A 13,270-nucleotide genomic window follows, 5' to 3' on the forward strand; every position below is an offset into this window, starting at 1 on the left:
GGAAAATCTAATGTCCAAAATCGTTAAAGTCATCGGTCGCGAAATTATCGACTCCCGTGGTAACCCAACTGTAGAAGCCGAAGTTCATCTGGAAGGCGGTTTTGTTGGTTTGGCTGCGGCACCATCAGGTGCTTCTACTGGTTCCCGTGAAGCACTGGAACTGCGTGACGGTGACAAATCCCGTTTCCTGGGCAAAGGCGTTCTGAAAGCCGTTGCAGCAGTAAATGGCCCAATTGCTCAGGCAGTTATCGGTAAAGATGCCAAAGATCAGGCTAATATCGATAAAATCATGATCGATCTGGACGGTACTGAGAACAAATCCCAGTTTGGTGCTAACGCCATCCTGGCTGTTTCTCTGGCAGCAGCGAAAGCAGCAGCAGCATCTAAAGGCATGCCTTTGTATGAGCACATTGCTGAACTGAATGGCACCCCAGGCAAATTCTCTATGCCACTGCCGATGATGAACATCATCAACGGTGGCGAGCATGCTGATAACAACGTTGATATTCAAGAGTTTATGATTCAGCCAGTTGGCGCTAAAACTCTGAAAGAAGCGGTTCGCATCGGTTCTGAAGTATTCCATACTTTGGCTAAAGTTCTGAAAGCTAAAGGCATGAGCACTGCAGTAGGCGACGAAGGTGGCTATGCGCCAAACCTGGGTTCTAACGCCGAAGCACTGGCTGTTATCGCTGAAGCGGTAAAACAGGCTGGCTACGAGTTGGGCAAAGACGTTACTCTGGCTATGGACTGTGCTGCATCTGAGTTCTATAAAGATGGCAAATACGTTCTGGCTGGCGAAGGCAACAAAGCTTTCACTTCTGAAGAGTTCACTCACTTCCTGGAAGACCTGACCAAACAGTACCCAATCGTCTCTATCGAAGACGGTCTGGACGAATCTGATTGGGCTGGTTTCAAATATCAGACCGAAGTTCTGGGTGACAAAATCCAGCTGGTTGGTGATGATCTGTTTGTAACCAACACCAAGATCCTGAAAGAAGGTATCGAGAAAGGTGTTGCTAACTCTATCCTGATTAAATTCAACCAGATCGGTTCTCTGACCGAAACTCTGGCTGCTATCAAGATGGCGAAAGATGCAGGTTACACCGCGGTTATCTCTCACCGTTCAGGCGAAACTGAAGATGCTACCATTGCCGATCTGGCAGTGGGTACCGCAGCAGGCCAGATCAAAACCGGTTCTATGAGCCGTTCTGACCGTGTTGCTAAATATAACCAACTGATCCGTATCGAAGAAGCGCTGGGCGACCGCGCACCATTCCACGGTCTGAAAGAAGTTAAAGGCCAGTAATTACTGCGCTTTGTCTTCTGTAAAAGTTGATTGAAAACCCGCTGCGGCGGGTTTTTTTATACCTGTAGTGAGGTGTGGATTTCACCGAATTATTCAATAAATGACCACCATTATGTGCCAAAGGGCGATTCATTGCCGTCCTCACTATTCTTTATTTCGTGATGGCGACACTTTCATCTTTTGCATTTCTAATTTAAACGGGGTTGTTTGCTATTTTCCAATTAACCTATTGTTATTAATTACTTATTTTATCGAGAATAATCTGAATCTCGTTTGTAACCCCCGTCTGAATCACATCTATCACACTGCTGCCGTGCAGATAACTTATCAGCCGTTATCCTTAATGAGTACTTGAATGATTCAATAATAATTCATAAAGGAAGATAACCAATGAAACTGAAATACGTATTGTTACCGGCGATGCTTTTCTCCGGCAGTTTATTGGCGACAGATGTTACCGTCACAATGAATGAGGCGCTGCCAACTGGCAATGGCCCGGCGCTGGGTACTGTTACCGTGACCGAAACTCCTTATGGTTTACTGTTTACGCCAAATCTGACCGGACTGGTGGCGGGAATTCATGGTTTCCACCTCCATGAAAAACCAAGTTGCGCGCCGGGGCAAAAAGAGGGCAAAACCGTGCCAGCATTGGCTGCTGGTGGGCATTTTGATCCGCAAAAAACCGGAGCACACCTTGGGCCATATAGCGATAAAGGACATCTGGGGGATTTGCCGGGGTTAGTGGTTAATGCTGATGGCACGGCGACCTATCAGGTATTAGCCCCGCGTCTGAAATCTTTAGCGGAACTGAAACAGCATGCTTTAATGATCCATGCGGGTGGTGATAACTATGCTGACCACCCGATGCCCCTGGGCGGCGGCGGTGCTCGAATGGCCTGTGGTGTCATCGAGTAACGGCCTGATACAAACAAACTGGTGGCCTCGGCGTTACCAGTTTGGTCACCGCCAGGGAATCTGCGATAATCGCGCATTGGTTTGAATGACGATAGAGATACTGATGCTGTACCCGATTAATGAAATGTTCCAGACCTTGCAGGGCGAGGGTTACTTCACCGGTGTGCCGGCGATTTTCGTGCGCTTGCAGGGCTGCCCCGTCGGGTGTAGTTGGTGCGATACCAAACATACTTGGGAAAAAGCAGCTGATCGTGAAGTCGACATGCAGCGCATTATGGTGAAAACTGCTGAAAGTGATGCTTGGGGAACGGCCAGTGAACAGCAGCTACTGGATATCTTCCGTCAACAAGGGTATACCGCTCGCCATGTGGTGATAACTGGCGGCGAGCCTGCTATTTATGATTTATTCCCTTTGACGTCACAGTTGGAACACGCCGGCTACAGTTGCCAGATTGAAACCAGTGGCACTCACGAAATACAGTGTTCGCCGGCCACGTGGGTGACGGTTTCGCCAAAAGTGAATATGCGCGGCGGCCTAAAAGTATTACCACAAGCATTACAGCGCGCAGATGAAATTAAGCATCCCGTGGGGCGTTTACGGGATATCGAAGCACTGGAAGCTCTACTGGTAACACTGACAGATGACAAAAAGCGGATTATTGCGTTGCAACCGATCAGCCAGAAAGACGAGGCTACCAAACTCTGTATTGAGACTTGCATTGCCAACAACTGGCGACTCTCAATGCAGACACACAAGTATTTGAATATAGCTTGAGACGCAGGGCGTGGTAGCGCCCTGACGAAGCAATTTTATTACCCGCGATAAACACAACCCGCCGAACAGGTCTCTTTCACCATGACTGTGCTCAGTTCTGGTAATTGCGGTTTAAGCTGCTGCCAAATCCAGCTTGCCAGCACTTCACTGGTTGGATTTTCCAGACCGGGAATATCATTCAGATAGTGATGATCCAAACGTTCCCAAATTGGTTTGAATGCAGCTTTGAGATCAGCAAAATCCATCACCCAGCCGGAGTGAGCATCAACTTCACCTGTGACCTCAATACGAACCATAAATGAATGGCCGTGCAGACGACCACATTTGTGACCCTCAGGGACATGGGGCAACAAGTGGGCGGCTTCAAACTGAAAATCTTTAAATAGGGTGGTACTCATAATCTTGACCTTATTGACTCAAAAAACCGCCGCATAGTACCGGAAAGCACTGGTGCTGGCTATGAATGTGCATAATGGCGCGTGCTGTCTGGCCTGAAATATCTCACTTTATTTTCTGTAATCTACTGATTTATATTCGGATTAAATCAATCTATGGCGCAATGTCAGTGAGCAAAAACTTTCCTAATAAGTTGAGCACTTTAACTCATATCCATTACCTGAAAAACCGCTTAGTCGTTTTGGTTATTTATTATTTCCATCGCTTCTTTAATTGTTATTATCGGGATGGTTACCCTTACAAATATTAAGAATTTTGTGCTGAAAACATTCGACTGACACTGGCTAAAGCTTAAGGGAATGCGTACTGCAATGACGACTCAGGTTCCTCCTACTTCTTTACTCCCGCTATCGCCGGAGCAGTTAGCCCGCTTACAGGCGGCGGTTGGTGAGTTTTCCCCAACCCAAATGGCATGGTTATCTGGCTACTTTTGGGGCTTGGTTAACCAGCAACCCGGAGCGGTTGTTGGCGCTGCTGTGGCGGCCTCTGCGCCAGTATCTATTACCCTGATTTCTGCTTCTCAAACCGGCAATGCACGGCGTCTGGCGGAGCAGTTACGCGATGATCTTTTGGCCGCCAAACTTAACGTCAATCTGGTCAATGCCGGTGATTATAAGTTTAAACAGATTGCGCAAGAACGCTTGCTGGTGATTGTTGCTTCTACCCAAGGTGAAGGTGAACCCGCCGAAGAGGCTGTGGCACTGCATAAATTCTTATTCTCTAAAAAAGCCCCGAAATTACCAGAGACAGCTTTCGCGGTATTTGGTCTGGGCGATACTTCCTATGAGCATTTCTGTCAGGCAGGTAAAGATTTCGACAACAAATTAGCTGAGTTAGGTGCAGAGCGATTATTGGCGAGGGTGGATGCTGATGTTGAATATCAAGAATCAGCACAACAGTGGCGTCAACAAGTTGTGGCGGCATTACAAGCAAGAGTCCCCGCGCAATCGACGGCCGCGGCGGTAGTAACACAAAGCGGTGCGATTGATGAAATCACTTCCAGCCCCTACAGCAAGGCTGCGCCACTGACCGCCCAGTTATCAGTGCAGCAAAAAGTGACGGGCCGCAACTCTGAAAAAGATGTGCGCCATATTGAAATTGATTTAGGAGACTCCGGGCTGCGCTATCAGCCGGGAGATGCGCTCGGTGTTTGGTTTGATAATGACCCGGAGCTGGTTGACGAGTTGTTGGCGCTTTTGTGGCTCAAAGGTGATGAGCCAGTCAGTATTGATGGGCAGAATATGCCAGTGTCGCGCGCACTGCGCAGCCATCTTGAACTGACACAAAATACCACTGTGATTGTCGATAAATACGCCGCGCTCTCACGTGATGAAAAATTGATTACATTGCTGGCAGATAAACCGGCGCTGCAACATTATGCGAAGAATACTCCGATTGTCGATATGGTGCGTCAGGCCCCATCTGACTTGAATGCCGACCAACTGGTCGCGTTGTTACGGCCTTTGACTCCTCGCCTGTATTCCATCGCGTCTTCACAAGCTGAAACCGAAAATGAAGTGCATATCACTGTCGGTGTGGTGCGCTATGACATTGATGGCCGCCCCCGTACAGGTGGTGCTTCAGGTTATCTGGCTGACCGGTTGGAAGTGGATGGCGATATCCGCATCTTTATTGAACATAACGATAACTTCCGTTTACCGACTAATCCAGAAACACCGGTGATAATGATTGGGCCGGGCACCGGTATTGCGCCTTTCCGCGCCTTTATGCAGCAACGCGAAGCTGATGGGGCCACAGGTAAAAACTGGCTACTTTTCGGTAACCCACATTTCACTGAAGATTTTCTCTATCAGGTGGAATGGCAGCGCTATGTCAAAGACGGTTTGCTGACTCGCATTGATTTGGCCTGGTCGCGTGATCAAGCCCATAAAATATACGTACAAGACAAACTGCGCGAACAAGGCGCAGACCTGTGGAGCTGGATCCAACAAGGCGCCCATATTTACGTCTGCGGTGATGCCAATCGCATGGCCAAAGACGTTGAGCAGGTTTTACTGGATGTGGTGGCTTTGCACGGTGCGATGGATGCCGAGCAAGCTGATGAATATTTGAGTGAGCTGCGCCTGGCGCGCCGTTATCAGCGGGATGTGTACTGATGAATGAAAAACACCCAGGGCCACTGGTCGTGACGGGGAAACTTTCCGACGGCGAGCGAATGAAGTCACAAAGCAATTTCCTACGCGGGACAATTGCACAAGACTTGAATGATGGGCTGACCGGCGGCTTCAACGGCGATAATTTTCTGCTGATCCGTTTCCATGGAATGTATCAGCAAGATGACCGCGATATCCGTGCTGAACGCGCGGAGCAGAAGCTGGAACCACGCCATGCCATGATGCTGCGTTGCCGTTTGCCCGGCGGGATTATTACCCCACAACAGTGGTTGGGCATTGATAAGTTTGCCGCAGATAACACATTATACGGCAGCATCCGTATCACTAACCGCCAAACATTCCAGTTCCATGGCATTTTGAAAGGGAATGTGAAGCCGGCTCACCAGTTGCTCAATCAATTGGGGCTGGATGCACTGGCAACGGCTAATGATGTTAACCGTAATGTGCTTTGCACCTCGAATCCGGTGGAGTCCGTACTCCATCAGGAAGCTTATGAATGGGCGAAGAAGATTTCTGAGCATTTGCTACCACGGACTCGTGCTTATGCTGAAATCTGGCTGGATGCGGAGAAAGTGGCGACCACGGATGAGGAGCCAATCCTCGGTGCGACTTATTTACCTCGCAAATTTAAAACCACAGTGGTTATTCCGCCGCAAAATGATGTCGATCTCCATGCCAATGACCTTAATTTTGTTGCAGTAGCGGAGAAAGGTAAGTTAGTCGGCTTTAATGTGCTGGTGGGCGGGGGGTTATCCATTGCCCATGGTGATAAGAATACTTACCCACGTAAAGCTAGTGAATTTGGCTATATTCCATTGCAACACACTTTGGCCATTGCTGAAGCGGTTGTAACCACTCAGCGTGATTGGGGCAACCGCACTGATCGCAAGAATGCCAAAACCAAATATACACTGGAACGAGTCGGTGTTGATGTCTTTAAAGCCGAAGTTGAAAAGCGCGCGGGCGTGAGTTTCGGGGCCATCAAACCTTATCAATTTACGGGTCGTGGTGATCGTATCGGCTGGGTAAAGGGGATCGATAAAAAATGGCATTTGACCTTATTTATCGAAAATGGCCGTTTGCTGGATTACCCAGGCCGTAGCCTCAAAACAGGTGTGGCAGAAATTGCCAAAATCCATCAGGGTGATTTCCGCTTAACGGCTAATCAGAACCTGATTGTGGCGGGGGTGCCGGAAAAAGATAAAGCGCGCATTGAAGCATTAGCCCGTGAGCATGGCTTGATGGATGACAGTGTCAGCCCGCAACGTGAAAATTCTATGGCCTGTGTTTCATTCCCAACCTGCCCATTGGCGATGGCTGAAGCGGAGCGTTTCTTACCGGAGTTTGTGACTCGGGTTGAAGGGATTTTACAGCAGCACGGTATTGCTGATGAACATATTGTCCTGCGAGTCACCGGCTGCCCGAATGGCTGTGGCCGAGCTTTACTGGCTGAAGTTGGGCTGGTGGGGAAAGCCGTGGGGCGCTATAACCTGCATCTGGGCGGTAACCGCGAAGGCACGCGAATACCGCGGATGTATCGTGAAAACATCACCGAAGATGAAATACTGGCGATTACCGATCAATTGGTCGGGCGTTGGGCTAAGGAACGTCATACTGACGAAGGTTTCGGTGATTTTGTTATTCGCGTCGGTGTTATTGCTCCGGTAATAGATTCAGCTCGTGACTTTTATGATGTTCAGGAGGCGGTGTGAGCCAATTTAATCTCAATGAACTTAACGCGCTGCCGAAAGTGGAACAAGCGGCGGCATTGGCGCTGGTTAATGGGCAATTGGAGCTTTTAACCGCGCAGGAGCGTGTCAGTTGGGCATTGGAAAATCTGCCCGGTGAGTTTGTGCTCTCTTCCAGTTTTGGTATTCAGGCCGCAGTTTGCTTGCATCTGGTCACGCGTCAGCAACCTGATATCCCGGTGATTCTCACTGATACCGGTTATCTATTCCCAGAAACTTATCAGTTTATTGATTCTCTGATTGAAAAACTGCAGCTCAATTTGCAGGTGTTTCGCGCGCAGCACAGCCCCGCCTGGCAAGAAGCGCGCTATGGCAAACTGTGGGAACAGGGTGTTGAGGGGATTGAGCGCTATAACGACCTGAATAAAGTTGAGCCGATGAATCGCGCACTGGAAACTCTGGGCGCTCAAACTTGGTTTGCTGGCCTGCGTCGCGAGCAATCGGGTAGTCGTGCAAAGTTACCGGTTTTGGCGATTGCGCGCGGTGTCTTCAAATTGCTGCCTATTATTGATTGGGATAACCGTCAGGTTTACCAGTATTTGACGCAAAATGGCCTGAGTTACCATCCTTTATGGGAGCAGGGTTATCTCTCTGTCGGTGATACCCATACGACTCGTAAATGGGAACCGGGCATGAGCGAAGAGGAAACGCGCTTCTTTGGCTTAAAACGTGAATGCGGTTTGCATGAAAGCTGAATGTGGCCGACACAGAATAAGGGCGCTAATAGCGCCCTTGATTTTTGCGGTAGGCTATTTTTTAGCGCCAGCTAACTGTTGAACCAAGGGCAACATGATTTGCACTGTGTCGTGTGTGCGTTTAGTGATACGGCCGGGCAAGAACTTATCCAGATAATTTAAGTTATCCAGTTGGCTTTGATGGCGGGTAGTTCCTTGTGGGAAATGCTTGCTGACAGCCCGTTGTTGGCAGCCATCTTTATTTCCTAAGGTGTAATTACTGGCCTCAACGGATAACACCGCCATTCCGGCGGCATCAAAAGCGTTTTTCTCTGCCTTGCATGGGGAGGTGACCTGGCCTTTTACTGTCGAGGCCGTAATACCATAGCGGCGAGCCAGTGTTAGCGCTTGATCCTTTGCCGCAAGGGTTGCGGGCTGATTATTGGCATTAAAATAGAGGCGATCGCCGGTAATCAGATTATCCAAATTGATCACCAACAATGTATTGGTTTTCTCTGTTGAGCTCATACGTTGCAGATAGTTTTCGGTTCCTTGGGCTCCGATTTCTTCGGCGCTGAGTGCGACAAAACGCAAATCATAGCGTAGCGGTGTGTCTTTGAGGCGCTCCGCCAACTCTAGCATCACACCTACACCCGCCGCATTGTCATCGACACCCTGTAATGTTAGGCCACCCAGGTTTTTATCTAAATCTTTGTCACTTTTCGGGGTATAGGTATCAAAATGCGCCATGATGATTATCTGCTTCTGGTCATCAGCTTTGCCGGCCACATCTTCTTTATTTGCCAATACGTTGCGAGCAGCAATCACCGACGTGGCACTGACATTTCGCCAGCTTTGCTTACCATTTTTACTGGTATAGAGATAACGCGTATTGAAACCACGTAAATTACTCTGATAGCCCATTTGCTGAAAACGATGATTGATATACTCAGCCGCCAGCAACTCTGCGGGGCTACCCGCCATACGGCCGGGAAAGTAGGTGCTAATATGGCGAACTTGCTGTTCAGCAATTTGGCCGGTGGCTGGCGATGTCGCTGCCTGAAGTGGCAGGACGGTACTTAAACTCAGCGTAAATAGTGCCCACTTTAGGCAACGGCGGGGAAACATACCGAAATATCCTTGTTAAAGTCTGCGTCATACCTGTTGGTATAGATAACGTCATTAGTATGGGATTGTTATGTCTAATAGACAATCCGTATGGCTCCTAAAGTGCAGATATTTATGTCAGCAAATAAGAAAACCACTCATAACGATAATTGGCTAACATAGCTGGGAACCTTACTATCACGCCTATATATCATTATGGAACTTGTAATTACTTTTCGTCATTTCATAAGGCCATAACCCCCCCCTATAGTCACCCTACGCTTATTATGTAATTGAAGGATGCTGTGGACTATCTACCTCTTTTTGCCGACTTGAAACGACGCCCTGTATTGGTCGTTGGCGGCGGTGAAGTTGCTGCGCGAAAAATTGACTTACTCCACCGCGCGGGCGCACAGGTGCGGGTAGTGGCACAAGCCCTCTCATCGGAACTCGAACAACAATATCAGGATGGCCGAATTAACTGGCTGGCAAAAGATTTCTTGCCCGAGCAGTTGGATGAGGTGTTTCTGGTGATTGCCGCGACTAATGATATTGCATTGAACGCGGCGGTTTTCGCGGCGGCAGATGAGCGGCATCTTTTGGCTAATGTGGTTGATGACCAGCCCCGCTGCTCGTTTATTTTCCCATCAATTGTCGACCGCTCCCCGCTGGTGGTGGCGATTTCCTCCGCCGGTCAAGCGCCGGTGCTGGCGCGCTTACTGCGCGAGAAACTGGAAGCTTTGTTGCCCAGCAGTCTGGGTGAAATGGCGGCTATTGCCGGGCGTTGGCGCGGTCGGGTTAAACAGCAGATAGCTACGATGGGAGAACGCCGTCGTTTTTGGGAAAACGCTTTCAGCGGCCGCTTTGCCAGTTTTGTCAGTTGTGGGCAGTTAGCGCAGGCCGAAGAAGCTCTGCAACAGTCATTAGAGGGGCAAAGCAGCACTCAGGGGGAGGTGGCTTTGGTAGGGGCCGGCCCCGGAGATCCTAGTTTATTGACCTTACGTGGCCTGCAAGTTATTCAACAAGCTGATGTGGTCTTATATGACCATTTAGTCAGCCCAGAAGTGCTGGATTTGGTTCGCCGTGATGCTGAGCGTATTTGTGTCGGCAAGCGGGCAGGGTCGCATTCGGTTGCACAGGAAGAAACCAATCAATTATTGGTCACATTCGCGCAGCGCGGGAAACGAGTGGTTCGGCTAAAAGGGGGCGATCCTTTTATCTTTGGCCGTGGCGGTGAAGAGCTGCAAGTTGTGGCGCGCGCAGGCATTCCGTTTCAGGTGGTTCCGGGGGTAACGGCAGCAAGTGGGGCGACGGCTTATGCTGGTATCCCTCTGACCCACCGTGACCATGCGCAAAGTGTGACATTTATTACCGGGCATTGCCGTGCTGATGGTGACGATTTGGATTGGCAGTCACTGGCCCGTGGTCACCAGACTTTGGCTATCTATATGGGCACAGTGAAAGCGGCTGAAATCAGCCGACAATTGATAATGCATGGTCGAGCCAGTACCACGCCAGTGGCGGTGATTGGGCGGGGGACACGTGCCGATCAGCAAGTTTTGACCGGGACATTGGCAGAACTGGAATCATTAGCGCATCAGGCCCCGACGCCAGCACTGCTGGTTATCGGTGAAGTGGTGGATTTACATCATCAAATTGCCTGGTTTGGGCAACAACCGCAGACTGAGCAGGCCATCAGCCCGTCAGTCGTGAATTTGGCATAAAGGATCTGTTATGGACGAAAAAAAACTCACTCATTTGCGGCAATTGGAGGCGGAGAGTATCCATATCATCCGTGAAGTGGCCGCTGAATTCGGTAACCCGGTGATGCTCTATTCCATCGGTAAAGACTCTTCTGTGATGCTGCATTTGGCCCGCAAAGCCTTCTTCCCGGGCAATTTGCCTTTCCCATTATTGCATGTGGATACCGGTTGGAAATTCCGCGAAATGTACGAATTCCGTAACCGCACGGCCAAAGCGTTCGGCTGCGAATTACTGGTGCATCGCAACCCGGAAGGTGTCGCAATGGGGATAAACCCCTTTGTTCACGGCAGCGCTAAACATACCGATATCATGAAAACGGAAGGCCTTAAGCAAGCGCTGAACAAATACGGTTTTGATGCTGCTTTTGGTGGCGCGCGGCGTGATGAAGAGAAATCTCGTGCCAAAGAGCGTATTTACTCTTTTCGTGACCGTTTCCACCGCTGGGATCCCAAAAATCAGCGCCCAGAACTGTGGCACAACTACAACGGCCAGATTAACAAGGGCGAAAGTATTCGCGTCTTCCCGCTGTCCAACTGGACGGAGCTGGATATTTGGCAATATATCTTCTTGGAAGAAATCGACATTGTGCCGCTGTATTTAGCGAAACCACGGCCAGTGGTGGAGCGCGACGGGATGCTGCTGATGGTGGATGACGACCGGATTGATTTACAACCGGGCGAAGTGATTACCCAGAAAATGGTGCGTTTTCGTACTTTAGGATGCTGGCCACTGACGGGCGCGGTTGAGTCCGAGGCTGAAACCTTGCCTGCCATTATTGAAGAGATGCTTATCTCGACAACCAGCGAACGCCAGGGTCGCATGATCGACCGCGATCAATCCGGCTCCATGGAGCTTAAAAAGCGTCAGGGATATTTCTGAGGAGCGCCCGATGAGCACAAAATTTCAAAGCCAATCTGTGGCAGAAAATCAGCCAATTTTGGAACACAACTCAATGATTTTACAAAACACTTCTATTGCCCAGCAAATTGCCAATGAAGGTGGGGTGGAAGCTTATCTGCATGCACAGCAGCATAAAACCATGCTGCGTTTTCTGACGTGCGGCAGTGTTGATGATGGCAAAAGTACGCTGATTGGCCGTTTGTTGCACGATACCCGCCAGATCTACGAAGATCAACTCACAACACTGCACACTGATAGCAAGCGCATGGGTACTCAGGGTGAAAAACTGGACTTGGCATTGCTGGTGGATGGCTTGCAAGCTGAACGTGAGCAGGGCATTACCATTGATGTGGCCTATCGCTACTTCTCGACTGAGAAACGCAAGTTTATCATTGCAGACACCCCAGGGCATGAGCAATACACGCGCAATATGGCAACCGGTGCTTCGACGTGTGACTTGGCGATTTTGTTGATTGATGCGCGCAAAGGGGTTTTGGACCAAACCCGCCGCCACAGTTTTATCGCCACGTTACTGGGTATCCGCCACTTGGTGGTGGCCGTGAACAAAATGGATTTGGTCGATTATCAGGAAAGCGTCTTTGAACAATTTAAAGAAGATTACCTGAGTTTTGCCCAGCAGTTACCAACAGACCTGAATATTAAATTTGTCCCACTGTCTGCGCTAGATGGCGACAACGTGGCTTCTCCAAGTAAGAGAATGAATTGGTATTCCGGGCCGACATTATTGGAAGTATTGGAAAGTGTTGATGTGGTCAATGCCAGTCGTCAGCAGCCGCTGCGCTTCCCGGTGCAATATGTTAATCGGCCAAATCTGGATTTTCGCGGCTACGCGGGCACTTTGTCTGCCGGTGTCGTGCGAGTCGGGCAAAAAATAAAAGTATTGCCCTCAGGAGTGGAATCCACTGTTGCGCGCATTGTCACCTTTGATGGCGATTTGGCCCAAGCGGCCCCCGGCGAAGCTATTACATTGGTATTGACGGATGAAGTGGATACTAGCCGTGGTGACTTATTGGTTGATGCCAGCGACACCCTAACATCCGCCCAAAATGCACTGGTCGACGTGGTATGGATGGCGGAGCAGCCATTGGTGGTCGGGCAAAGTTATGACATCAAAATTGCCGGGAAAAAGACGCGTGCGCGAGTTGAAAATATTCAATATCAAGTCGAAATCAACTCATTAACACAGCGTGTTGTTGAAAGTCTGCCACTTAATGGTATTGGTTTGGTTGAGTTGGCGTTTGATGAGCCGCTGGTGCTGGACAGCTATCAACGTAATCGAGATACCGGCGGTATGATCTTTATCGACAGGTTAAGTAATGTCACCGTCGGTGCTGGCTTGATCCGTGAAACTCTGGCGTCGGTTTATCAGGAAAATACGGAGTTCAGTGCGTTTGAATTGGAACTGAATGCGCTGGTTCGCCGCCACTTCCCACACTGGGGTGCGCGTGATCTGTTAGGGGGAAAATAGC

At 49.6% G+C, this 13,270-nt stretch carries 11 protein-coding genes; 9 read left to right on the forward strand and 2 right to left on the reverse strand.

Annotated features, from left to right (window positions below; genetic code table 11):
• Window positions 1-10 precede the first annotated feature (10 nt).
• The 3 genes from eno (at window position 11) to queE (ending at window position 2,996) form a co-directional block, all read left to right on the forward strand.
• Window positions 11-1,306, forward strand: a complete 1,296-nt coding sequence (eno, locus tag F0T03_RS04255) for a phosphopyruvate hydratase (protein WP_145554284.1) — start codon at window positions 11-13, stop codon at window positions 1,304-1,306.
• Window positions 1,307-1,696: 390 nt separating this feature from the next.
• Window positions 1,697-2,221, forward strand: coding sequence for a superoxide dismutase family protein (sodC, locus tag F0T03_RS04260; protein ID WP_159677297.1), 525 nt, complete (start codon window positions 1,697-1,699; stop codon window positions 2,219-2,221).
• A 103-nt stretch (window positions 2,222-2,324) separates the two neighbouring features.
• Window positions 2,325-2,996 (forward strand): 7-carboxy-7-deazaguanine synthase QueE, encoded by a 672-nt coding sequence (queE, locus tag F0T03_RS04265; protein WP_145554280.1) that lies wholly within the window; start codon window positions 2,325-2,327, stop codon window positions 2,994-2,996.
• A 38-nt stretch (window positions 2,997-3,034) separates the two neighbouring features.
• Here the strand turns inward: queE and queD are convergent, their stop codons facing one another.
• Window positions 3,035-3,394, reverse strand: coding sequence for a 6-carboxytetrahydropterin synthase QueD (gene queD, locus F0T03_RS04270; RefSeq protein WP_159677298.1), 360 nt, complete (start codon window positions 3,392-3,394; stop codon window positions 3,035-3,037).
• Between the two features lie 369 nt (window positions 3,395-3,763).
• Here queD and cysJ point away from each other — a divergent pair, with 369 nt between their 5' ends.
• The 3 genes from cysJ to F0T03_RS04285 are packed head-to-tail and all read left to right on the forward strand — an operon-like array spanning window position 3,764 to window position 8,030.
• On the forward strand, window positions 3,764-5,569 hold the full coding sequence (gene cysJ, locus F0T03_RS04275; RefSeq protein WP_159680671.1) for an NADPH-dependent assimilatory sulfite reductase flavoprotein subunit: 1,806 nt from the start codon (window positions 3,764-3,766) through the stop codon (window positions 5,567-5,569).
• Window positions 5,569-7,299 (forward strand): assimilatory sulfite reductase (NADPH) hemoprotein subunit, encoded by a 1,731-nt coding sequence (cysI, locus tag F0T03_RS04280; protein ID WP_145554276.1) that lies wholly within the window; start codon window positions 5,569-5,571, stop codon window positions 7,297-7,299. Before cysJ ends, cysI begins: the two co-directional genes overlap by 1 nt.
• The gene (locus tag F0T03_RS04285; RefSeq protein ID WP_159677299.1) at window positions 7,296-8,030 is read left to right on the forward strand and encodes a phosphoadenylyl-sulfate reductase; all 735 of its coding nucleotides are present in this window, start codon (window positions 7,296-7,298) and stop codon (window positions 8,028-8,030) included. Before cysI ends, F0T03_RS04285 begins: the two co-directional genes overlap by 4 nt.
• Before the next feature lie 54 nt (window positions 8,031-8,084).
• Here F0T03_RS04285 and F0T03_RS04290 read toward each other — a convergent pair whose 3' ends face one another.
• Window positions 8,085-9,137, reverse strand: coding sequence for an aminopeptidase (locus F0T03_RS04290; protein ID WP_159677300.1), 1,053 nt, complete (start codon window positions 9,135-9,137; stop codon window positions 8,085-8,087).
• Window positions 9,138-9,421: 284 nt separating this feature from the next.
• Between F0T03_RS04290 and cysG the strand changes: the two genes are divergently transcribed.
• From cysG to cysN, 3 genes are read left to right on the forward strand one after another with little or no spacing between them, the layout of a single operon-like run.
• A complete protein-coding gene (gene cysG / locus F0T03_RS04295; RefSeq protein WP_159677301.1) occupies window positions 9,422-10,840 on the forward strand; it encodes a siroheme synthase CysG in 1,419 nt (472 codons plus the stop codon).
• Window positions 10,841-10,850: 10 nt separating this feature from the next.
• Window positions 10,851-11,759, forward strand: coding sequence for a sulfate adenylyltransferase subunit CysD (cysD, locus tag F0T03_RS04300; protein WP_159677302.1), 909 nt, complete (start codon window positions 10,851-10,853; stop codon window positions 11,757-11,759).
• A gap of 10 nt (window positions 11,760-11,769) precedes the next feature.
• On the forward strand, window positions 11,770-13,269 hold the full coding sequence (gene cysN / locus F0T03_RS04305; RefSeq protein WP_162526871.1) for a sulfate adenylyltransferase subunit CysN: 1,500 nt from the start codon (window positions 11,770-11,772) through the stop codon (window positions 13,267-13,269).
• Window position 13,270: the final 1 nt, after the last annotated feature.

This window comes from Yersinia canariae (genome assembly GCF_009831415.1).
Lineage (GTDB): Bacteria > Pseudomonadota > Gammaproteobacteria > Enterobacterales > Enterobacteriaceae > Yersinia > Yersinia canariae.

Bases quoted from the DNA above. Each gene is read 5' to 3' on its own strand.
- sodC (WP_159677297.1), top strand. From the start codon at position 1,697: ATGAAACTGAAATACGTATTGTTACCGGCGATGCTTTTCTCCGGCAGT.
- cysI (WP_145554276.1), top strand. From the start codon at position 5,569: ATGAATGAAAAACACCCAGGGCCACTGGTCGTGACGGGGAAACTTTCC.
- eno (WP_145554284.1), top strand. From the start codon at position 11: ATGTCCAAAATCGTTAAAGTCATCGGTCGCGAAATTATCGACTCCCGT.
- cysJ (WP_159680671.1), top strand. From the start codon at position 3,764: ATGACGACTCAGGTTCCTCCTACTTCTTTACTCCCGCTATCGCCGGAG.
- cysD (WP_159677302.1), top strand. From the start codon at position 10,851: ATGGACGAAAAAAAACTCACTCATTTGCGGCAATTGGAGGCGGAGAGT.
- queD (WP_159677298.1), bottom strand. From the start codon at position 3,394: ATGAGTACCACCCTATTTAAAGATTTTCAGTTTGAAGCCGCCCACTTG.
- F0T03_RS04290 (WP_159677300.1), bottom strand. From the start codon at position 9,137: ATGTTTCCCCGCCGTTGCCTAAAGTGGGCACTATTTACGCTGAGTTTA.
- cysN (WP_162526871.1), top strand. From the start codon at position 11,770: ATGAGCACAAAATTTCAAAGCCAATCTGTGGCAGAAAATCAGCCAATT.
- queE (WP_145554280.1), top strand. From the start codon at position 2,325: ATGCTGTACCCGATTAATGAAATGTTCCAGACCTTGCAGGGCGAGGGT.